Origin of the sequence: Mesorhizobium sp. B1-1-1, assembly GCF_006442955.1 — a bacterium.
In the GTDB taxonomy this organism is placed as follows: Bacteria; Pseudomonadota; Alphaproteobacteria; order Rhizobiales; family Rhizobiaceae; genus Mesorhizobium.
Map to the genome: position 1 here is coordinate 193926 of NZ_VFWW01000011.1, position 23497 is coordinate 217422.

The 23497-nt window shown below is 59.0% G+C and carries 13 protein-coding genes; 10 read left to right on the forward strand and 3 right to left on the reverse strand.

Annotated features, from left to right (window positions below):
• Positions 1-58: 58 nt before the first annotated feature.
• Positions 59-1576 (forward strand): hypothetical protein, encoded by a 1518-nt coding sequence (locus FJ986_RS23435; protein WP_140675870.1) that lies wholly within the window; start codon positions 59-61, stop codon positions 1574-1576.
• Complete coding sequence (locus FJ986_RS23440) at positions 1573-3906, forward strand: hypothetical protein (protein WP_140675872.1); 2334 nt, start codon at positions 1573-1575, stop codon at positions 3904-3906. The genes FJ986_RS23435 and FJ986_RS23440 overlap by 4 nt, the downstream gene beginning before the upstream one ends.
• 320 nt (positions 3907-4226) lie before the next feature.
• Here FJ986_RS23440 and FJ986_RS23445 read toward each other — a convergent pair whose 3' ends face one another.
• Positions 4227-4451 carry a helix-turn-helix domain-containing protein gene (locus FJ986_RS23445; protein WP_140675874.1) on the reverse strand — a complete coding sequence of 75 codons (225 nt, stop codon included), beginning with the start codon at positions 4449-4451 and terminating at the stop codon, positions 4227-4229.
• A 389-nt stretch (positions 4452-4840) separates the two neighbouring features.
• Here FJ986_RS23445 and FJ986_RS23450 point away from each other — a divergent pair.
• The 6 genes from FJ986_RS23450 (at position 4841) to FJ986_RS23475 (ending at position 15746) form a co-directional block, all read left to right on the forward strand.
• Positions 4841-5940, forward strand: a protein-coding gene (locus FJ986_RS23450; protein ID WP_140675877.1) for an IS3 family transposase whose coding sequence is annotated in 2 segments (ribosomal slippage) — positions 4841-5093 and positions 5093-5940 — 1101 coding nt in all. Because the reading frame shifts where the segments join, the coding sequence is not laid out codon by codon here.
• 755 nt (positions 5941-6695) lie between these two features.
• Positions 6696-7394: a hypothetical protein gene (locus FJ986_RS23455; RefSeq protein WP_140675880.1), complete on the forward strand. Its 699-nt coding sequence runs from the start codon at positions 6696-6698 to the stop codon at positions 7392-7394.
• Positions 7395-7616: 222 nt separating this feature from the next.
• Complete coding sequence (locus FJ986_RS23460; RefSeq protein WP_140675882.1) at positions 7617-8168, forward strand: hypothetical protein; 552 nt, start codon at positions 7617-7619, stop codon at positions 8166-8168.
• Positions 8169-9395: 1227 nt separating this feature from the next.
• Positions 9396-12188: a TerB N-terminal domain-containing protein gene (locus tag FJ986_RS23465; protein ID WP_246681822.1), complete on the forward strand. Its 2793-nt coding sequence runs from the start codon at positions 9396-9398 to the stop codon at positions 12186-12188.
• On the forward strand, positions 12185-13507 hold the full coding sequence (locus tag FJ986_RS23470) for an ATP-binding protein (protein WP_140675887.1): 1323 nt from the start codon (positions 12185-12187) through the stop codon (positions 13505-13507). The genes FJ986_RS23465 and FJ986_RS23470 overlap by 4 nt, the downstream gene beginning before the upstream one ends.
• On the forward strand, positions 13437-15746 hold the full coding sequence (locus FJ986_RS23475) for a DEAD/DEAH box helicase (RefSeq protein WP_246681826.1): 2310 nt from the start codon (positions 13437-13439) through the stop codon (positions 15744-15746). The genes FJ986_RS23470 and FJ986_RS23475 overlap by 71 nt, the downstream gene beginning before the upstream one ends.
• Before the next feature lie 103 nt (positions 15747-15849).
• Here the strand turns inward: FJ986_RS23475 and FJ986_RS23480 are convergent, their stop codons facing one another.
• Positions 15850-17592, reverse strand: a complete 1743-nt coding sequence (locus FJ986_RS23480) for an AAA family ATPase (RefSeq protein ID WP_181181914.1) — start codon at positions 17590-17592, stop codon at positions 15850-15852.
• A complete protein-coding gene (locus FJ986_RS23485; RefSeq protein WP_140675892.1) occupies positions 17589-18458 on the reverse strand; it encodes an ATP-binding protein in 870 nt (289 codons plus the stop codon). The genes FJ986_RS23480 and FJ986_RS23485 overlap by 4 nt, the downstream gene beginning before the upstream one ends.
• Positions 18459-18747: 289 nt before the next feature.
• Between FJ986_RS23485 and FJ986_RS23495 the strand changes: the two genes are divergently transcribed.
• Both FJ986_RS23495 and FJ986_RS23500 read left to right on the forward strand, forming a co-directional pair.
• A complete protein-coding gene (locus FJ986_RS23495; RefSeq protein WP_140675975.1) occupies positions 18748-20007 on the forward strand; it encodes a DNA repair exonuclease in 1260 nt (419 codons plus the stop codon).
• Complete coding sequence (locus FJ986_RS23500; RefSeq protein WP_140675898.1) at positions 20004-23468, forward strand: AAA family ATPase; 3465 nt, start codon at positions 20004-20006, stop codon at positions 23466-23468. Before FJ986_RS23495 ends, FJ986_RS23500 begins: the two co-directional genes overlap by 4 nt.
• Positions 23469-23497 lie beyond the last annotated feature (29 nt).

Below are 23497 nucleotides of genomic sequence, written 5' to 3' on the forward strand. Positions count from 1 at the left end.
CGAAATTTGCTGGCGGCCGGATGTCAAAGTGCTATCAAAGTTTTGGGGGGAGATTTGCATGAACGCTTTGCCGCAATGGACGGAGCTCGCTGAAAAACGCGGCCTCGATCCACTGGGCATGCAAAACAGCGGCGTTGCCCTTTATCAGTCTTTGGTGCCTGGCATCAGCAACGTGACGCTGCGCATGCGGTATTATGGTTTCTATTGCTGGCTGAGTGATGCTTACGCGCGCCATGAAGGCAGCACCGACTTTGACGACTGGCAAAGATGGGTACGGCGGGCCGAGGCGCTTTATGCGTTGGTTTCGTCGGCGCAAGGAGGCGAAACCGGAGTTGGTGGTATCGACTGGGCGAACAATCGGCTTCTCAGGGGCGAGGCAGAGATTGACTTTATCGAGGCCGCGTCGACCGACCCGAATGTGAACCGATATCTGCGCCAGTCTATGGGTGTGTTCGGTGGCGCATACTACTCGCAGATGGTAGAGACCGGGCTGTTCATTGGAGGCGATCATGGCATCCCGAAGGCGACGGCTGCCCGGGGCATTAACGCCGCCGGAGCGTTCCGCGACGCGATCGGTCCGCAGGTGGAAGCGCTGCTCATCGCAAAAATCAGATCTGCGCGCGTCACCAGGGAAGAGCTCAGCTTACTCGGGTCCATCGCACCCTCCCGAATTCAGGAGGACTCGCCGGAACGTGAGATCTATGAACAGGTATTGTTTCCGGCAGGTGACAGCGTGACCGTGTCCGGCCAGAGCCGGCATTCAACCCTCTTGCTGCTGCTGGGGGCTGCAGATGCACTGGGCAGCCGTCCTGATCCTGACGACATCCGCTGGTTTCTGTTTCACAGCGCGGACCTTGACCTGCCTGAAGCGCTTGAACGCCAACGCCTGCGTTGGGAGGCCTATCAGTCACACGATCTTTTCCAGCTGGCAGCAGCAGGATTGCTCGGATGGGCGATTGCGCTTGTGAGCGAAGTGGAAGGCGGTCTTGAGCTGGGCGAGATAGGGGCGGAAGTTGAATTCCGTCTCCGGAGCTCTGACTCAGTGATTGCCGACCGAACCTGGAGCGAGTTTCGCGGCGACCTGCGTGCGGAAGATGACGACTATCAGAACTGGTCAGACACCCTTTCGGCCAAGCGGCACTCGGCGGAAGACAAGGTCTGGGAAGCACTTCGACTCATCGCGGCATTGCATGGCCGTATCCATCGGCGACCCGAACTGGCTGCTGAGATCGCACAAAGCTTTCCTCTGGATGGCCATGCTCGATCGATCCGGACTGAACTGGCCTGGTTCGACAAGCAGGAAGGGCGCCCTGTCGCCGAACTCGTCTCAGACTATCTCGTGCGGCGGATTGTGAGACGGCATAGCTGGGTGGCAATGCAGAAGTTCCGGCGACAGAAAGACTACACGTTCCTGTTTGAGGCGCGCGACGGTCGGATTGCACACCGGTCCGACTACCTTCCGGTCGCGACCACACCTCGGCTCGCGCCTGCTGTGCAGTTCCTCGCTGACATACACCTCGTCGGGCCGGATGGTCCTACGATCCGTGGTCAAGAGTTGCTTGGTCTCAACCCATGAGGCTTCTTGACCGTCTGGTGCGGCGAAAGGGCCGCGGCTTTCACAGCGCACTGGCGACCAGCTTTGCCATCGAATTCGGCGCATTTGAGGACGTCATGCTGCCTCAGCTGATGGGTAGCGGGGCGACCAACATTCTCATTGTTGCCGACGACCGGATGACCGCGCTCGCGCTCATGGATGGTTCGACGCTGCCAAGGCAGCTCGGTCGGGACTACGCGCTGTACGGGCCACCGGTTGGGGCAGGCGTGTTTCATCCGAAGATCGTTCTGCAGCTTGGCCGTGATGGAGGTCGGGCGTTCGTCAGTTCAGCGAACATCACCGGCGCCGGTCTGGGCGGAAATCTGGAGATCGCGACCGAAATTGAATGTTCCGCGGAGCCTGGACCCGAACAGGATTTCATCCGCGCGGCCTGGCACTATGTTGAACGCATCACATCGGAGACAGAGGGAGCCGCGCGCGACGCGCTTGACTGGGCACGCGAGCGAACACCGTGGATTGCCGGACCTGTACCCGAAGACGTGCAGGTCCTTGGTGATGGCAGCCTTCTGGCGTTTCTCGCCATTCCTGACGAACTGGGCGTCCTGGAACGTTTCGCAGGCCTTGTCGGAGGTGCTCCCGTCGAGCGCCTGATCATCGTCAGCCCCTATTGGGACAAAGCACTCGACGCTATCGCTGACATTCGCGCGGCCCTCAATCCAGGTCGGATCACCGTGTTGCTGGACGCCCAACGGCACGATTTTCCCCGTGAAGCGGAACATGCTGCTGATCTGGAGATCATCGACATTTCAGAATGGGAAGGAAGCCGCTTCACTCACGCAAAGCTTCTTATCGCGATGACCGCAGGCCATGACCATGTGCTCTCAGGCAGCGCGAACTGCACGCCGCCCGCCCTCGGCCGCAAAGGCTTCGCCGGTGCCAACGCTGAGGCATGTGTGTATCGCAGACTGCCTCCCGGAATCTCGATCGAGACGCTGGAACTCCTGGAGTTTCTCGACCTTCCAGCTACGCCCGCAAGCGAACTGCCGGTCGTCGAGCATCGCGAGCCGATCTCGTTTGCCCCCCTCGCAGGGCGTGGCGCAGGAAGTTTTGAGGTAGATCATGGCCTGTTGATATGGACACCTCCAGACGTGCCGCGCTGGACGGGCGGCAGCATTGAACTCATCGACTCGTCGGGAGATCCGGTCATCCGTGTGGAAGCAGAGCGGCTGATCGCGCGCTCGCACCAACGTATCGTGCCGCTGGACGATCCGTTGCTGGCGAAAGTTCATTTTGCCCGCGTGATCGAAGGCGAAATGTCTTCGACAGTTGCGCCAGTGGTCCATCGCGCGCTCATGAGGAACAGGCGGCGCGAACCTGCCAGCGGCCGCGTTGCGCGTTCGGCCGCAGCGTTCCTGGAGGGGTCTGGCGCCGAGTTCTTTCTGCTCGAAGCTTTCGAATATTTATACCGCGCCGACACTGCAGAGGCCGATGCGGCGCCTGAGATTGGTCCGGCACACGGACCACGCTCAAGAAAGGAAACCCTCGCTGAGCCCGGACGAAAGCTCAGCTACGAGGAGTTCATGGCTGAGCGCGCTGTTCGTCCCTCCAGGGGAGAAAAGGGCGAAAACGCGCTCGCGGGAACACATTGCGATGGTGTGCGAGTGCTCCTCAATCGCCTGTCGGGCGGAGGGGAGGCGGCCGACGATCGCACTGGGCACGTGGATGATGACAACTGGATGAATCTCGGTGACGAGAGCGGAGATTCTGAGAGCCTCAATCCCCGGATTTCAGAACCGGATCCCGGATCCCGGATCGAGGTCGACCAGAAGCCACCAGCTGCCGACCGCAAGGCTTTCGAGCGGGCTGTAGACAACTATGTCGAGGGTCTGACCAACGACGAGCGCTCCCTGAGTCCGGCCGATGTTGTTAAACTCCGCCTCCTGCTTATGGTCATTCTATGGAACGCGTACTGTGCTGCCTTCCCAGGCGGCCTGCAGTGCTCGGTTGACGACAAAGGGTGGCCCCGTCTCGTGCTCCGGGTCATCGCGGCGTTCTTTTGCGGAAGAAATCCACCGATCCGCCGACTAATCCTGGCCAGTGATCTCCAGGAGATGCCCATAGATTTTCTCGAATGTTGGGCGACCGTGATCTGGGCGCTCGACGCGATAGCCCGGATGCTTCCGGTTACCAGCGGCACTCGAGACTTTCTGAGCCGCCTGCCAAAGCTCAAGGCGCAAATTGTTGCGCAGCTGGGTCTGACTCAAGCTGACCTTGCCGGCGACGTGATGACAAAGTGGGCAGCGGGACTAAGCAGAGAGATGGGCAGGCGTCTCGGCATCGAGGGTAAATAGAACGGCCGATATCCCAAAAAGATTTCATGCCAGGCCGTAGGCCGACCCCGCCTGGTAGTTTGGAGAGTTTCTGCGACGATCGAAGAGACATCATGTCTTTACGCCAATTGTGACCTGCGCAAGTCGCCGGCTTTGTGCCAACGACAGGAACCGTGTTTAAGCCTGATCGAGAATGCCCTTGGGGTATCGAGCCAGATGTTTGTGCAACTTCCTCTCTACAGCAGCTATCTTATTGAAAGAATTGCAAAATCGGTGCCGATAAGGACGCGAGGAGCGGCCTCTGGGGGCGGTATTGGATGCTCCTCCGTCACCAATCACGCTCACTCACTGCCGTTCATGCTGAATCGCGTTGACGCACGGCACGCCACGGTATTCTTTTGATCCCACATCTCGAGTTCCTCAATTGGGTACAACACCGCTTTGCCAAGCTTTACGTACGCCGGTCCAATCCTCTTGGCGCGCCAATTTCGTAGCGTTCCAAGAGAGATGCTGCCGCGATAGCGTTCCGATACTTCCTCAGCTGTCAAGAACTTCCTGTTGTCCATCAGGCTCTCCAAAATGTCCGACGTCGGGAGGATGTGAGCAGGCTCAAGCACGCTCCCAAACCCTGGATCATGCAGTTGCGCGGCCCATGAGTGGGTATGTGCATCGGAAATAGAAGCCGCTGAGCGAGCGAGTAGAATCAGCGGATATGGCTGGATAGAAATCGGATCAACTGCCAACAAAGTGAGCAAGGTCGGCCGACCCGGGCCAGTCGGCAATGTGGTGGGCGGTCTCCGACACCATCGCCTCGACGCGGAGGTCATAAAGTCGTAGTCGGAGCTGAGGTTTGCAGTTATAGCCGCCATGGGCGGCGTAAACGGTGAGATTGACCTGAGACCCTGAAGCTCCTCCAGTTTTTGGTAGAGTCCGCCCCGCTCAAGGAGACGGACGAATGAAGCGTTCACGGTTCACGGAAGAACAAGTCATCGCGATTTTGAAGGAGCAGGAGGCGGGAATGAAGACCGCCGATGTCTGCCGCAAACACGGGATCTCGGAAGCGACTTTTTACAAATACAAGGCCAAGTTCGGTGGCATGGACGTTTCCGACGCCCGCAAGCTGAAGGCTTTGGAGGAGGAGAACGCCAAGCTGAAGAAGCTGCTGGCCGAGCAGATGCTGGACAATGCCATCCTGAAGGATGTCGCTGCAAAAAAATGGTGACGCCCGATGCCAAGCGATGCGCTGTGGCCCACGCCTGCGAGCGGCATGGGGTGAGCCAGCGTCGGGCGTGCAAAGCTCTTTTCGTCGATCGCTCGAGCGTTCGCTACACAAGCATCCGGCCGGATGATGCCGTCGTTCGAGCCGCGATGAAGACGGTGGCAGCCGAACGACGCCGCTTCGGCTATCGGCGCATCCACATCATGCTTGAACGGCAAGGGATCGTGATGAACCAGAAGAAGCTGCGGCGGCTTTACAGGGAGGAGAAGCTGCAGGTCCGCAAGCGTGGCGGCCGCAAGCGGGCCTTGGGAACGAGAAGGCCGATGATCGCGCCGGGCCGGATGAACGAGCGCTGGAGCCTGGATTTCGTCAGCGACGCCTTCACAGATGGTCGACGGTTCAGGGTTTTGGCCGTCGTCGACGACTTCGCGCGGGAATGCCTGGCACTGGTCGCGGATACGTCGCTGTCGGGCGCCCGCGTCGTCCGGGAACTGGACGCCATCATCGCTCGCCGCGGCAGGTCTCGCACGATCGTCTCGGACAACGGCACCGAGCTGACGTCGATGGCGGTCCTCAAATTGTGCCAGGAGAGCGGCGTCGAATGGCATTACATCGCGCCCGGCAAGCCGATGCAGAACGGATTCGTGGAGAGTTTCAACGGCCGATTTCGCGATGAATGTTTGAACGAAACGCTGTTCTCCACTCTCACGCAAGCGCGGGCAGCAATCGAACTATGGAAGGAGGACTACAACCGCAACAGACCACACTCAGCCTTGGGTAACATCACGCCCATCGAATTCGCCATGAAAATGGCGCTGGAAAAACAGGCCGCATGAGGCCAGAAATGAAGCGCCGGACTCTCCATTGAAATGGAGGGAACAAGGGTCTCAGGTCAGTCGATAGCGATATAGCCGCGAGGGCGTCGAGTAGACTCTGACCCTAGCCAAATCAAGCACTCCAACCTGGCCAAGTAGCGTCGTTCATAGGCATGCTGCTGCAATAGTAGTCATCTACGAACCGGCCGGTGGCCTTATCTCGGCACCGCCAGATGAGGCTATAGTTCTGGCCATAGAATTGATCCCAGGCGACTCCGTAGGCTTGGGGCATATAGTATCCGCCGCCGCTGTTCTTTGCCGCGGCACCGGCCGCCGCAGCTACACCCGCAACGGCTATCCCTGTCGCAACGGCATTGTCCGTGTGTATCAGCCTTGTGCATCTCTCGACCGTGGCTCCGCGGCGGACTAGGAGGGCGGCAACTCGCGCTCGATACTGCTCGTCTGGGCTGTTCGCCAGGGCATGGCACAGGCTGCTCGTATTTGATGCTGCGAGATCAGCGTCGGAAACAGTAGGTTTGTCGTGCAGCCGCTGATACACAGGGCTGCACTCGCAACGAGTGCCATTGTCTTCATCGATTAGTCCCCCCACGAGAACAGTGGGGTAAATCGACTTCGAAAGTCCAGAGATTTGTTGTTCAGGCGCGAGATTTCCGCCCGGAGCCGCTGTGAAGTATATGCAAAAAAACTGATGTATAGCCATTGACTCACAACAGCGAATGGCGCGAACATCCTCTCAATCCGAGGGGATAATCAAAATGGATAAGCTTCATGTACTCGGCGCTGGCTTAGCTGCGCTGGTTTTGTCGGCATGCGCTGAACAACGCGTCAATCAGAATCAGAGTAAAGTAGGACCGAATCTGTATGAAGCGCAATACAGCCAAATAAATTACCAGCTTAGTAAGTCAATTGACGACCCTTATTCCATTCCTATTTTCGCTTTTGTGTCAACTACTGCTTTAAACTCGACTGACAGTGCAACGCTTGGAGGGACGTATACATCCGCAGCGGCAGGTCTAACTCGAACTTTCACCGGATCCTTCGGAGGTGTGAGCAATTCGTTTCTTTATACCGGGAGCCCGGTAGGGGATCCGGATGCTCAAAAAATCGTTCGGGACATTTACGCTTACACCGTAGGGCAGACTGAGTGGCAAGCTGAATTCGATAAACTTACGATACCTCCGCCACATAAAGGTTGGCTTGTCAAAGATAGCAGCGCGCAGCCAGGCTTATTTTTAATTGGAAAATATGGTGCGTACACTTTGTGGACCAGATCACGGAAAGACTATAGCGACTTCATACTCTCGGTCTTGAGTGCGTTTGCGCCTATTAAGGAGGACGCTGCTCCGGCAGGCGGTAAAGGAACCACCAAAGGGAAGAAGGCGCCCAAAACTGGCGGAGCAAGATCTTATCTTGGACCAGCGACCGTATTAACGGTGCCTGCAGCAGAGAAATAGGAATAGGATACCGAACTCGAGCCAAGGCGCAGCACCACTTTCGTTTAGCGCGAGGGCCGACGACTTGTCGCCCTGCGACGGAACGTCGAAATGGTCCCGCCGCGGCGCTCGCACTCGACCTCACTGTGGCGTTCGCGAACTTCCTAGAAGCATCAGGTCCGGCGATCGGCCACATTGTAGGTTAGGGGCACAGATGGTCATTACTAGGCCTTGGGGGCACCGATGGATTTGGGGCAGTGGCACTACTTCCTGTCGCTTGAGCGGGACTTCGAGAGGACGCTCGACTATGTCGAATTGGCCGAGGAAAACCATAAGGCCTACTCTAATGAATACGCGAAGCTTCTGCTTCTCGTCGGCAGCGAGGTCGACATTGTGGCCAAAATCCTTTGCAAGGACATCAACGCCGCATCGACCGCCAGCAACATCCTGCACTATCAGACCGAGATCTGCGCTCGCTTTGCTGGGATGCACACAATTGAGATAGACATTCCGCGGTATCGAATGAGCGTCTTGCCTTGGCTCGATTGGGGGAACACCCCGCTAAGCAGCCCTGGTTGGTGGCGGTCCTATAACAACGTAAAGCATGGCCGCGACGCCAATTTCAATGAAGCGAGCCAGGGCAACGTCACCGCCGCCTTGTGTGGCCTCTTGGCGCTTCACTTGTACATCCACAGAGACACGGGACACCTTCAACCGTATCCGAAGCTATTGGAGTTTGCGTTTCCTCAAACTCTGGTGGCCCGAGGCAGTGGGAAAACGCTGCCTGGTGTTTAGCGCAGTCAGGCTGCGAGCTTCATCCTTGTCAGGAAACGCTATCACTACGCGTACTCTGTTAGCAGGTCTCTGAGGCCGCGCGCTCCAACTCCAAGCATCGGGGTCGGCATAAGCCAAGCATCCCAATCACCACGGAGTGAGCCGAGTCAATTTCATCGTCCCTTGGGTCGAATTTTCTCTTCTTTGAGCAGGCTTCTACAAGCTTTTTCATGGTGCGGCAGATCGAGGCATAGTTTTCGGCGGCTGATGTCTCTCCTCTAGGGTCGGCCATCGCATACCCACCCAGCGCCTGGTGGCATCGCTCTCGTCCCGCGAGATCAGCTATCGCCGTAGGCTCGGCCGGCCGAACAATGGTTCCAGCACTGTACCCAGTAATCCATTAACTGCTTGATTTGCCCATCGAAAGTGATGGTAGCGGGAGAGCGCTACCGCCTTTCCCCCACTCGGAAACCCCGCGATACCTTCTACGGAGTTGGACGTGATGACATGTATCTGTCTTGCAAAGGCCAGTGGGCAAGGACAAACTGACCTGAAGCCGACGCCCGTCTCCATGACGCGAAAGGCAGCTTGCGCCTGATCTCGGTCATCGGTGCTTCGCTAGCAATTACCCAAAAGCGGCCATCCATCGAGGGAGCTGAGCAAGCTGCTGTCATCGCAAGTGATTTGCTTGGGCAAGGTTCGCTTTGACTCGAGTAAAAGACGGCAGTCAAAATACACCAATAAACGTCCGCTCCCGCTCGAACTGGAAATACTTCTGCGCGAGTTCTCAAACGAACTCATCCCAGCTATGCTCGGAGCCGGAGGCGGGCAAACGGGATGAGGTTACCATTTCATTGGGCGATGGCTGTCACCTTGGCGACAGTGCTGAGTGTTGCAAGCATCGCAACTGGCCAGGAATCCCGATACTCCGCTCGGCAGGTTCAACAGGCCCTTGCTGAACATGGGTACGATCTTGGGACCGCGGACGGAATTTGGGGACGTCGCTCTATCAGTGCGCTCAAGGCTTTCCAGAAAGCGAGCAACCTTCCCCAGACGGGTACTTTGGACGAAGCGACGTCAGCGGCGCTCTTTCCGCAAGCCCAGGTGACGCGTGGCCCGTTGACGCCCATAGCCACGGATGTGCACCCGTCGCCCGTGCAGCAGCCTGGTGTTCCAACGAAGACACCTCCACAGACGGGTAACGGGAGAGACGCGCAAGCTGGCGGCGATACCCACCAGGCGCCGCCTTTGCCGGCAAACACCGAGGTGGCACCGGCCAAATCCGATCGCCTGGCGCCGGAGCCCAAAAAGGTCACCGAGGGGTTCACCCCCACGCCGCGTTTGATCTATCTGGGCCTGCTAGGGATTGCAGCCATGTTCTTCTTCCTGCGGAGACGCCGAAGAAACCCGGCCGCGGAATTGGTTCCAGCGACATCGCAAAGCAAGCCCAGCGAACCGGAGCGCACTCTCAACCGCTCGGCCAGAACCGACAGGCATCGCGTCCAAGTCCGAACCGATCGCATGGCTCCAGCCAACAGCTCTGCCGGAAAGCAGTCGATCAACCAAAAACCGGTCCTGCCGGCGGATATTGCGACTTCTCTCGCGGTACACAACGCCGCCGTCCACGATTTCATCGAGCAAAGAGGAGCAGTCGAACGGTCCAGATCAGCGGCCAATCCTTCAGCCAGGCAGCCGTCGACTCCCGCAAAAACGGGGTGGCAAAGCATTGAAGACACCAAGGTTATCCCGGTGTCGACAACAACCGAGGAATCGCACGCATCGCATCATGCTCAGGGTGCGGATTTCACTCGGCAACGCGACGCTATTGTTGTTCCCAACACGGCCGGCTCGGACCAGCCGCGGTGGTTCGACCGGCTTCCCGCAGTGCGAGCGAGCCCAGCCGCGCGCCAGTCGGCACATTGGATTCCTGCGACTATATCAGCAAAAGTGAGAAGCCAGGGCATTCCCGGCGGCATGGTCTATGTAGGCGAACACCTTCCGAGGCAGGGCAGTTCAACCGACCCGGAAAACTGCCTGATCGACCCGAGATTGAGCGTGGCCACTCACGGCGATCCGCTGGGGCAGACGATGGGCTACTGGCCGTCCTACTCGAGCATTTCGCCTGCGGCGCGAAAATCCTATCTGGACTGGCTTGCCGGGTCGCGATCCGATCCTGACGCCTATATCGGATACGTGTTCCTCTATTTCTACGGTCTCGAACGCCGCCTTATGCTGGAGGAAAGCCCACCCGACGCCGATGGTGTCGTTGCCGAGGTTCGCCGGCTCTTGCAGGTGTATGGGGGCAATGGTTCGTTCAAGCGTTATGCAGGTGAGTTGCTTTCGGCTTACCAGCTAAAATCGGCTCACTTGCCGGAAAAGTTTGATCTGGAGGTTGAGGAAAATAGCTACGAGATCCCAATAATGCTGAAGGTCGCGCTGGGCATGCGGGTACGCAGCGGAGAAGCGATCGAGCCGGACCTTTTGTTGGCCTACGTCCTCGCCGATCCCGAAACGAGGGTGCGAACGCCGGCGCGACGGGCACAAACGCTCCTGCGAGAACTGTTTGCGGAAGCAGTGGAGAAGCAATATCCAAACGGCGTGCGCGTTCCGGCGGCCGGAGTGCGAAAACTGAAGGTCAACTATCGTGCCTGCAGCGGGACGTTCGATTTGGCAATGCGCCCCTTTGGCGGTGACCTCCCGGACATCACCAACCGCGGCGAACCGATAGGCGGTGCACGCCGCATCTTCGAAGACTGTACGGATCGGCTCGACAACTACAGCCGCATGCTCGGCCGTTCGGAGGGACTGAGGCCTAGCCTTGCGGCGGTGGCTCAGCTGCCCCAGGGTTTGCGTGTGAAGACTTGCGAGAAGCTCGCTGGTCGCCCGTTGAGCCGGCTCCAGGAACTTGCGATTGAGGGCACCCTGATCTCCATTCAGAAACTGGCTGAGTTGGCCGGGATGGACCCCGACAAAATTGCCACGCGGGCAAAGCAGAAGGAACTTTCCGGAATTCTGGCCGCCCTTGGCTATGGCCATACCGCCGATCCTTCCTTTTCCCTGAAGTCGGCAAAACCAGACGAGCCGACGATGGTCTTTGCCCTGGAGCGCGAAGCTGAAGCTGATCTCGAGCCGGGCGAGCATTACCGTCCCATGCAACTTTCAATCATGCTCGGTATGGTGATTGCTTTCGCCGACGGTGTCCTCCACCCTCTGGAGGAACGCAGGCTCTTCGACAAGATCGACGAGGCGACCGCTCTGTCGAGGGACGAACGTGTACGCCTGAAAGCCGAGCTGAAGGTCTGCGCAGCCGATGCTGGCCGCATAATGGACTGGACCAGACGCATAGGAGACGTGCCGGAAGACCGCCGCGAAGATCTCGCCGATGAATTGGTAGCAATCGCTGCGGCAGACGGAACCCTTCACGCACGAGAAGTGTCGCAGCTCGAGAAGCTGTTCAGGCAGATGGATCTGGACGAAGCCTCTCTCTACTCGCGCCTGCATGGCGGTGGTGCACCACAGAACAGGCCGGGCGACGGAAATGATGATCTTCCCCTGGTTATCCCCGCCGGGATACAGCCGCCGGGCATTCCGGTGTCGCCGGCGCCTCCCGCACGTGCCACGCGCGTCGACATCTCGCGTCTCGAAGCGATCCGACGTGAAACCCGCAAAACGTCCAGCGTTCTTGCCGATATCTTCGTGGACGAAACAGAGCCGCCGATCGAGCTTCAGCCCGCGATCCAGGAAATTGAGACGTCCAATGGGGATGCGCGTTTCGACGGGCTGGAGCAACGCTATGCGTGGCTCCTGTTGCAACTGATCGAGCAGGAGAACTGGACGGCTTCGGATTTTCAGCGTCTGGTGCGCAGTGCCGATCTGATGCCGGGCGCGGCGAAGCAGGCATTAAACGATTGGTCGCTCGACCGCTTCGATGAACTCGTCCTGGACGGCGAGGACCCTGTCGTCCTCAACGCCAGTCTGTTTTCCGAGGCTACTCCCCAGTCTCCGTCGCTTACCGTCTCTGTCGAAGGAATGTCAGCTTGACGACAAAACCTCCAACTATCAAACCAAGAGATCGAGACACCATCATCAGCGCTTTGCGTGCCGGTGTCGTGCCGCGCATCGGTCTCCAGCACATTCAGGTGGGGCGCCAGCGCGAGATCGAAGCGCTGATTCAGGACATAGAGCGGATCGGCAACGGCGGATCGAGCATCCGTCTCGTCATCGGCGCCTATGGTGCAGGCAAGACCTTCTTCCTGTTTCTCATCAGGCAAATCGCACTTCAGCGCAAGCTTGCCGTCTGCCAGGCCGACCTTTCCCCGGATCGCCGCATCCACGCCACCGGCGGCCAGGCGCGTACGCTCTATGCCGAGCTCGCCACCAGTCTTGCGACTCGTACCGCTCCAGATGGCGGCGCGCTCAGAAACATTCTGGAAAGCTACATACAAAAAGCAACCGAACGCGCTTCCTCAAGCGGAACGACTATTGAAATCGCCATCAAGGAAGGGCTTGGCGATCTTCGCGAGATGGTCGGTGGCTATGATTTCGCAACCGTCATCGTTGCCTATGCGCGGGGCTACGAGGAAGGAAACAGCAATTTGCAGGACGCCGCGCTGCGTTGGTTGCGCGGCGAATATTCGACCAAGACAGAGGCGCGGGCCGACCTGGGCGTGCGTACCATCATTGATGACGCGTCCTTCTACGATGGCCTGAGACTGCTAGCCCGTTTCACAAGGCTCGCTGGCTTCGGCGGCCTGTTGGTCTGTCTCGACGAACTCGTCAACCTTTACAAACTACAGAGCGCCCAGGCCCGCAAACAGAATTACGAGCAGATCCTCCGCATCTTCAACGATGTGCTGCAGGGCACGACGCAAGGTATCGGTTTCATTCTGGGAGGCACACCGGAATTTCTGCTCGACACCCGGCGCGGCCTTTACTCCTACGAGGCCTTGCAATCCCGCCTTGCCGGGAACAGCTTTGCCGGCAATGGCCTGACCGACTACTCCGGTCCGGTGGTCAACCTACCGAACCTGACGCCGGAGGAACTTTACCATCTCCTGGAGCGGCTGCGCGACGTCTTCGCGGCGGGCGATGAGGAAAAATGGCTGGTTCCGGACGAGGCACTTCACGCCTTCATGGACCATTGCGCCAACCGGATCGGCGAGGCTTATTTTCGGACCCCCCGCAACACGGTGAAGGCCTTCGTCGATCTGCTCGCGATCCTCCAGCAAAACCCTGGCACAGATTGGAAAGACATGCTCGGCGCCGTGGACGTCGCGGAAGATCGAGGTGATGCAGGCGACCAGCCAATCGATGACGCTGAAGGCGGAGCGGACGACGAGCTTGCAACCTTCCGCATTTGACACGCTTTCCGAGCCGGTCAGGCGCTGGATATGGCAGCGGAAATGGCCGTCGCTACGGGACGTGCAGGAAAAAGCCATCCCGGCCATCCTCGCGGGCGGCGATGTCGTGGTCTCAGCGCGCACTGCCGCCGGCAAGACCGAAGCCGCCTTCCTGCCGTTGTTGACCCGATATGGCGAGCAAGCAGGAAGCGCCGATGGGTTCGCCATCCTCTATGTCAGCCCGCTGAAGGCGCTGATCAACGATCAGCACCGACGTCTGGAGAGCCTGTGCGAAGGCAGCGGCGTCCTTCTGCACAAATGGCATGGCGATGTGTCGGCGGATGCCAAAACCCGTGCACGAAAACGACCTTCGGGTATCGTGCTGATTACTCCAGAATCGCTGGAGGCGTTGCTCGTCCGTAGGGGCGGGGAGGTTGCGCAGATGTTTTCGCGCCTCAATGCGGTGGTCATCGACGAGTTGCATGCCTTCATCGGCACCGAGCGAGGCATGCAGCTGCAATCGATCCTGAACAGGATCGAGGTCGCGACCGCGCGCGACCGCATCGATCGAATTGGGCTGTCGGCAACGCTCGGCGACATGAACCTGGCTGCCGAGGCGCTGCGGCCTGGCAAGGGTGCCAACGTCACGATCGTGGAAGGCAAGGACGAGGGAAACGGGGTCCGTTTGCAAATCCGGGGTTATCTGCTGGACGGCACTGCCCCAGACGATCTCACGAGCGCCACTGACGATAGCTATCCACCAAATAAGGCAGCTGAGCCTTTCGAACAGTCGACGGTGCCGGCAGCGCTTGCGGCCGACTTGTTTCGCCTACTGCGCGGCCAGAGCAATCTGCTGTTTGCCGGATCTCGCGCCAATGTCGAAGTCTATGCCGACATGCTGCGTTCGATGTGCGACGAAGTAAGCTTTCCAAATGAATTCTTCCCGCATCATGGCAATCTCGCAAGGGCGATGCGCGAGGAGGTCGAAGCGCGGCTTCGAGACGATCCGCGCCCGACCACGGCGGTCGCGACCACCACCCTGGAACTCGGAATCGACATTGGCGAGGTGGAGACGATCGCGCAGATCGGGCCGGGTTTTTCGGTGGCGTCACTTCGCCAGCGCCTTGGCCGATCCGGCCGCAGGGCCGGAAAGCCCGCAACACTGCGCATGTTCGTTATCGAACCTCCCATTGGCAAGGGACGACACCCAATCGACCGGCTTCGTCTGGATCTGGTTCAGTCGATTGCGATGGTCGAGTGCCTGCGGGCGGGATGGTGTGAACCGCCATTGCCAGTTGGGCTGCATCTTTCAACGCTCCTCCATCAAGTGATGGCACTGATCGTGCAGACCGGGGGCGTAAGCCCGACGGCCGCCTGGAAACTGTTGTGCGAGCGCGGTCCATTCCGAGCCGTGGACAGGACGTTGTTTGCCGAATTGCTTCGGTGCATGGCCACGCCTGAAAACCGCTTGATAGAGCAGTCCCCGGACGGCTTGCTCATGATCGGAGAGACCGGGGAAAAAATCACGGAATCGTACGAATTCTATGCTGTTTTCGCCACGGAACGAGAATATCGGATTATTCACGATGCCCTCACGCTCGGCACCCATCCACTGAATTCTCCCGTTGCACGCGGCGAAACGATCATCTTTGCCGGGCGCCGCTGGCAAGTCATCGAGATTGATGATCGCGCTCGGGTTATCATGGTCAAGCCGACACGGGCTGGAAAGCCCCCACATTTCAATGGCAAGGGGGCGGCCATCCACGATCACGTGGTGGGAACGATGCGCGCGGTTCTCGCATCTGATGAGGCCTACCCCTATCTCGATCCTGCGGCCAACCGCTTGCTGGATGAGGCGCGCAGTTCTTTCCTGGATCTGCAGCTGGATAGCCGTTCAATCATAGCGCATGGAGAGGGGGTCCTGATTTTCCCCTGGGTCGGAACCAGGAAGCTGCAGACGCTAACCCTGGCGATGCTCGCGCGCGAGTTCAAAGCATCGCATTTCGGCCATGCCATAGAGCTTCAGGAATGCGAGGCCGAGAAAGCCGTCGAAATTCTCCAGGACATCGCTCGTTCGCCGGCGCCAGACGGGAAAGAACTTGCTGCCCGACTGGCGCAACCGGCACTGGCAAAGTTCGACACGTTCCTGAGCGATCATCTGATGACGTTGGTCACAATGGTGGAGAGAATCAGCGCCGAGGACTTGCCCCTGATCGCTACCAACGCACTTGGAAATCATACGACGCATGCAGTCGTATAACCGGCGGCATCGGTTAGGCTTCGGGTCGGAACCGGTCGTTGGCCGCTTGTACGTTTTTTGCGAAGGCGACCTAGATTGCTGAGGGCATATTGCATCGAAATGTCTAGTTTTTAGGCTTATCCGATTTTGCCTTAGTGATGATTGCCTTGGCGCGCTCGACAAGCTGCCCCAGCTTTTCGATCGTCGGAGGTGCTTCAGTGCCTGCCTCCGTATGGCTATGACCTTCCATTATGGCTGAACACATCTCGAATACATCGATGATTTCCTCAATCAGAATCTGATCCCACATCACGCGACGAAGTGCTGTCACCATGATGCGGTCGTCCCAACGTTTCACAACTTGCTTGAGCAACAGGTGCGGCACCACCTCCTCGATTGTGCGCCGTAGCTGCCCGGCGCCCTTGCGCACCAAATCTACCCGAGCCGAGCCGAGGAGCTGTTGCGCTTGGGCCAACGTTTCTTCCGCCAGCTTGGTTTTGAGATACTGGGGCGTGGAAATTGGCGCGTCGTTAAGGCTGACGAATCCAGGTTTGTCGTTCGCGCCTCTTTGAACCCAATGCATCGTTGGTTCGATCTGGGCTTTCTCCGCTGCGCCGCAGATCTTAGTGAAGAACAAGAGATCATGTGTGAATATGATGACCTGCCTGCTTTTTGCCTCCTCGACCAGCCGGCCAGCGATGCGTTCCTTGCGCTGATGGTCCTGGGAATTTACCGGATCATCAAAAATTAGCCCGGCATTGAGCTCATTGAGAGCGGCCTCGGTCAAAAAATCCGCCAAGGCAACGGCCCTTTGCTCACCCTCACTCAGGATTTGATCCAAGGCGAATTCTTTGATGGCAAGCGAGCGGATCGTCTGCCCCTTCTGGCCTTTGGTGCGAAACTCGACCGGAATGGCACATTCGAGTCCGGAGCATTCCTGTGCGAGCCGTGACCTGTAGGTTTCGGCAATGACCCTTGAAAACAGTTCACTTTCCTTCTCGGTAAGGTGGCGGGGGCTCAAAGCAGGCTTGGCCTTAGAGTCAGCGACCTCACACCACTTGAGATCCGCTACGTATTTCTCGATGTCATGAAGGTTCTTGCTTAGAACTTCGCGATGACGAAGCTCCACCCTCTCTGCGTCGAGCTTGGCGATGGCATCCGCCACGCTGAGAAGCTTCAAATCCGCAATGTCCGCGTCGATCTTTGTAATCACAGCCTCAAAAGCCGGCGTCAAATCCATGGTGCCGTCGCCTGGAAACGTCTCTCCCGCCTTTTGCAAGGCTACAACGATGGCATCCCGGTCAAGCTTGAGGGCGGCGAGTAGCTGAACAACCTGATCATTGAGCGAGGGATGGGCGGTCTTGAGATATGTTCGTGCTACCGTGTCCTCGCCGAAAACATTGAGCGTTAGGCTTTCGAAACCTTTGATCTTGGCCTTGAGCTGGTTGTCCAAGGCCACCAGCGCGGTCCGGTCCGTACTGGCGAGGAATTCCCAATATCGGCCAAAAAGTTCAACGGCCTGCTCGCTTAACGGCTGCTGGCAAAGCAAACAACTGTCGCCGTCATTTGGATAATGATCGTGTTCAAGGGCAGCCGACTTGTGAGCGGCTGCAATGAGTTTTTCCCATTCCGGCCCACCGGCGCCCTTCAGCTTTTCCGACTTAAACGACGCCGTACCGGTTGCCGCTACCTTCCTGGCGGTGTCGTTGAATTCCGCAAGTAGGCTTTTCGCCCCATCCCGCACAGTCTGCGAAAGGCCCGCGCGTAGCTGCTTCAAGGTGTCACGCAGAACCTCGACCGGCGTACGCGCTTCCGAGAGCCGTCGAATGCTCTCTTCGGGTGAGGTGGATTGCAATTCCAGCGTCAAACGCTGGATTTCCTCACTCGGGCTTCTTCGTCCTTACCGTACTCCGCTAGCTTCCGCAGAGCCGCCAGGTCGGTCTTTGGCCCCAGTTCAGCAACAGCGCCCGAAGCGGCAGTTACGTTTCCGATGAACGCGTTCACAAAGCGGTTTTGCTGTGGTCGCCCAACGATGGCGGCGGCCAGTTTTTGAGCCAACAGACCATACACCCTCGCCATCTCGGGAAAGACGTCAAAACCAGCCGGCTTGAAGCCGAGAGGCCCCGAATCCTTCAAATGCTTTCCCGCGACGGAACTATCGAATACTGCAAAAGACCTCTTCAGCTCGGCATGCTCCGTCGTTCCATCGAAGACGAGAGGGATTTCGTTGCCAGCGTGATCGACCACCACAATGATGGCCGAGGCTTTTTTTGGAGCGGTATCGTCATAAATGTCGGGAATGATCGCATGCCGAGTTCGGCTGAAACACACATTCGTCAGGATGCGCGCGAAGCCGCTTTTTCCAGCTCCGTTTCCACCATAAATAAGCGTCAGTTGTGGCGAAAAGACCAGCTCGGCGGATGGGGTCAGCGCATTTACGCCGCTGACATCATGAATGCGCAAGAGCCGGGGTTTTTGGGAGGCGAGCCCGATCGCCTTGCCGGTTATTGTTGCTGGAATCTCTAGCTTGGGACTTGGTTCGTCCGCCAACCCAAATCCATGCAGGAACACACTATAGACCTGCTCGATCTGCTCTGCAGCAAGAACACCATATCGCACGGCCCAAGCAAGTGTCAGCTTTTGCCAGGGCGAGAAATCCTTCGCCCAAATCTCCAGCTCATCCCAAACCGTCGCCTGAGAAGGCGGTGCCGCCTGCGCGTCCTGAACTGTCAATTTATCTCCCCCAATCAGCCGTCATTCCGACAAGTAATCGGGTAAAAAGTCAATATCCAACGAAACAGGCGATACTATTTCCTGTATCCAACACTTGAACGCCCAGTACATGCCGAATGTGATTTTTGTGACGCCGTGAACCCAAGCCTCACGTTTCTCCCTTGCCGAGCTCGGTTGAGTTTCAACAATCACACCGTCCAACGCGATAGAAAGCCAACACCGCCTATCGTCAAATTCATCTAACGCGCCGCGATAGAACATCGGTATGTTCGTGGGCGGAGACCGCTCAATGGCATTTCGATTCGTACACACCGCCGATATTCATCTCGACTCGCCGCTGCGTTCGCTAGCGATGCGAAACCCCGACCTTGCCGAACTCGTCGGAGACGCCAGCCGCCAGGCATTCATCTCCATAGTTGACCTCTGCCTTGCGGAACGTGTCGATGCCCTGGTCATTGCCGGCGATCTCTATGATGGCGACCAGACATCGATGAAAACGGCGCGGTTCCTGGCGTTGCAGATGACGCGGCTCCACCAGGCCGGCATCAACGTTTTCAAGATCCGTGGCAATCATGACGCAATGTCACGGATATCGAAACAGCTCGTGTTCCCGGACACGGTCACAATCTTCGGCGGCCGTCCCCAGTCGGTGTTGCAGACAGCCGGCGGGCTCGACGTCATGTTCCATGGCTTGAGCTTCGCGAGCCCCAAGGCGCCGGACAGTCTGCTTCCCAAATATTCAGCCCCACGTGAGGGCGCGGTTAATGTCGGCATCATGCATACGAGCTTGGCCGGATCGCCCGGCCACGACGTCTATGCCCCCTGCAGCGTCGCTGACCTGCACAGCCATGGCTTCGACTACTGGGCCCTCGGGCACATCCATGTCCGACAAGTCCATCCTGGGGCATGCACCGTGGTGATGCCGGGAATTCCGCAGGGCAGGGACATCAACGAGGCCGGAGAGAAATCCGTCACCCTGGTGACGGTACGCGACGACCGCACCGTCGAAGTCGAGGAAAGGCCGACCAGTATCGCGCAGTTTGAACGGGTGAGCATAGACGTGACCGAAACGGTAGAATGGTCCGAAGTCGTCGGGCGAGTCCGCTCCGCGCTCGAAGGTTTGGGCGCATCCGTCAGGTCCCGCCATGCTGTCGTCCGTCTCGGCCTGACCGGGGCTTCACCTTTGTCCTGGACGCTGATCCGTGACCGCGACCTGCTGCTCGCAGAAGCTGAGCAGGTCGCGGAACAGGTTGGTGAAACCTGGGTGGAGAAGCTCGAACTTAACGTCTCTCCATCCACGGCCGAAGCATCCGAGGACGTCGCTGATCCGATCTTCGAACTCGCTCAATCCATGCGCGCCGATGCCGGCTCGGAAGCGTTCCGTGCCGAGGCGAGGGCGTTAGTTCAGAAGATGATCGCGGATCTTCCGCCCGACGGGCGCGATTTCGCCGGCAAGGACGAGGCTGAGCTGGAGTTGTTCCTCGACAGGGTGCTTGCCGACGGCGCCGACCTGGTCACCGCCCGCCTCAAGGCCGGTGGATCACAATGAGGCTCCGGCGACTTGATCTCATCCGTTATGGCAAGTTCACCGACAGGACGATCGACTTCGGGCCAAAACCGAAATCGGGTCCCGACCTGCATGTCGTCTTCGGCCTGAACGAAGCCGGCAAGTCGACCGCGCTTGCCGGCTATCTCGACCTGCTGTTCGGCATCGAGGAACGCAGCCGCTACAACTTCCTGCACGAGTACAGCGCGATGCGCATCGGCGGGGTGCTCGAACTCGGCGGCGCGGAGCACACGTTCACACGCACGAAACAGCGCACTAACTCACTGCTGAACGAGACTGGCCAACCGGTCAGCGAAATGGCGATATCAGCACATCTCGCCGGGCTGTCTCGTGACGCATACGAGACCATGTTCTCGTTGGACGACGAGACGCTGGAAGCAGGTGGAAAATCAATCCTGGAATCGCGCGGCGACCTGGGCAAGCTGCTGTTCACTGCCAGCGCCGGGCTCGGGCACGCAAGCGATACATTGAGCGTGCTCGAGGCCGAGGCGGACAGGCTCTATCGCAAGCAGGCACACGGAACCGAACTTGCGCTGCTCAAGAAGCGGCTTGCGGAACTGAAGGCCGGTAAGGACGCGGTCGACACTTTGGCGTCAACTTATGAGAGCCTTGAAGCCGAGCGCCTCGACGCGACGGAAAAATACGACCGCAGCATCGCCGAACGGTCGGTGCTGTCGGCTCGGCTCGATACCATCGCGAAGTATCTTCGCGCGATCCCGATCCTTGCCGATATCCGGCGCAAGCAAGCCCAACTGGCGGAGTTGCCTGAGATCGCTTCACCGTCACGGACCTGGACGGGCAGCGTCGCCGACATGATCGAGACCGACGCCAGTCTGCGAACGCGGCTATCGGCGAGTGTGGAAGAGTTCGAACGGGTGACGACGAAAATCGCCTCGGTCGATGTGGACGCGACGATCCTGGCGATCTCCGAACGGGTGCGTGGCCTTGCCGACCGCAAGGTGCGCCACGTCTCCGCCGGCCTCGACCTGCCAAGTCGCAGGACAGAGTTGCAGATCCTCGACAATGCGGTAGCGACCTGCCTCGCCGCCCTGGGGAGGTCTTCCGAGCCGGACCCTGCCAAACTGCTTTTGCCTGCTGCAACCATTGGCTCCGTTCGCACCATGGTCGAGCAGCGATCCGGGATCGTTACCAGCGTGCGCGTTGCGCGCGAAGAGGCCGCGTCAGCTGCTGATGCGCTTCAGGCGGCACGCGAGCGGGTCGGCGAAGAACGGGCCGTGCCGGAGCCTGTCAGGGCAAGGCTGGTTTCGGCTTTGTCTACTGCAAAGGCCAGCGGGCACATGAGGGAGACCAAGGCGGCACGCGAGGCCGCGGATGCAGGTGCAATTCGATGGGAGGCCGCGATCGCGCGCTTGCACCCCTGGTCGGGAGATGCTCGGGCCCTGGCCAGGGTAGCCATTCCGAATGCTGCGCAGCTTAGCGCATGGAAGGCGCTTGTAGCAGAGATCGCGAAGAGCAGGGGCGTCCTTTCCGAACGTCTTGCCGAGCACCAGGGCAATCACGATTCGCTTTCGGCGCGGCTGGAAGCCCTTCGTGCCTCGGTCGATGTCACCGACGATGACGCGGCCGACGTCATTCGGCGTGCCCGCGACGAGGCCTGGGCGAGACATCGCGATGACCTGACTGGCGAGACGGCGGACGATTTTGCGGCAGCACTGGCTCGAGACGACAGTGTCGGGGCAGGCCGTCTGGCCAACGCCCGGGAGCTCGTTGAGATCCGCAGCACAAACCGCAACCTCGCAGAAACCGCAGCCACCATCGAGCATGCTCGCGACCAACTTGCACGCAACGGCTCAGATCGGGAGGCTGTGCTCTTGGAAATACGCACAGCCGCAAGAGACCTGCTTGGAGAAATCCCGCAAACATCCCCCGAACAGCTGATCGAACTGATCGAGGATCGGATTGCTGCCCGCATCGATGCGCTCTCGGCTTGGGAGGAGATCGAGCTTTCGCGCAAGAAGACCGAGCGGACAGTTGATGAGGAGGGCCGGATACGCCTGGAGCTGAACGCCGCACTGGCAAGCGTCGGTGTCGGTTCGAATCCTGGTGACGGCCTGGAGACGGTCATGGCTGTGGCGGAGCTGTTCCTTGACAGACAATTCAAGGTAGACGCTGAACGCACCGAGGCGCTCAGGACCGTTGGCACAAGGCAAGAGGATCTGTCCGGCAGGCGCCGAGCTGTCGACGTCGCGGAGCGGCGTGAGGATGAATGGCTAGCCGGCGTTGCCGAAGCGCTCAAGGGCACTTGGCTCGAGAGCGGCATCTCGGCTCCCAGCGTCGGGAGCGTCCTCGATCAATTGGCTGAACTGTCCAAGAGTCTGCAAGACCGGGACGCCATGCAGCTGCGTATCGACAAGATGGAAGCCGACAGAGACAATTTCCTGGTTGAGGTTTTCGCCGTTGCAGCCGAAGCGGACGAGGCGGCCGACGAACCGGAACAACTGGCGTTCCGGCTTGCCGAGCGCCTCGAGCGAGCAGAGCGCACACGCGAGGCCAAGGCAAGCCTCGTCAATGACCTGCAGCGCCTGCAGGATGGGCGTGAGATCCTCGATGCTGAGATTTCGGCACACGACCGCCGCAAGCACGAGGTCCTGAGCGTCTTTGGAGTGGCCACGCTATCCGAAGTCGTGCAACGTGACGAACTGCTGCGCGACAGGGATCGCCTGCGCACAGTCGTGGCCGAACTTGCGGAGCAGGTGTCGTCCGAACTCGCGGTGGAAGGGTTCGAGCAGGCGTGTTTGATTTTGGATGCTGTCGATCTCGACAGTCTCGCAATCGAGAAGGCAGAAGCCGAGCAACGGCTTCGCGACCTTGACGAGGCGTTGCAACAACAGCTCATCCGGCAGACGCGCTCAACCGACAAGCTTGACGCCATTGGCGGCGACAGCGCTGTTGCCCGCATAGATGCCGAACGGCGCACCGTCCTTCTGGAACTCGAGGAAAAGGCCGTCCGCTTTATCGAGCTGAAACTGGGAATAATGTCGGCTGCAAATGCTCTGCGCGTATATCGCGAGCGTCATCGCTCCGGGATGATGACGCGTGCATCCGACGCATTTGCGCTGATGACGCGTGGTCAGTACTCGGATCTGACAACTCAACCGGTGAAGGGTGGAGAAGTGCTCATCGCATTACAGCGCGACGGGCAGTCCAAGGTCGCGGACGCGTTGTCGAAGGGCGCGCGTTTTCAGCTGTACCTGGCGCTCAGGCTTGCGGGATACTACGAGTTCGCCCAGCTTCGACCCTCGGTGCCATTCATCGCCGATGATATCATGGAAACCTTCGACCATGTCCGATCAGAGGAGGTTTTCCGGTTGTTTGGAGAGATGGCGAATGCCGGTCAGGTAGTCTACCTCACGCATCATCAGCACCTGTGCGAGATCGCCAAGACGATTGTGCCGGGCGTAGCGATCCATGAGCTCGGATGAGATTGGACTTTACTTGATGCGTTGCTGAC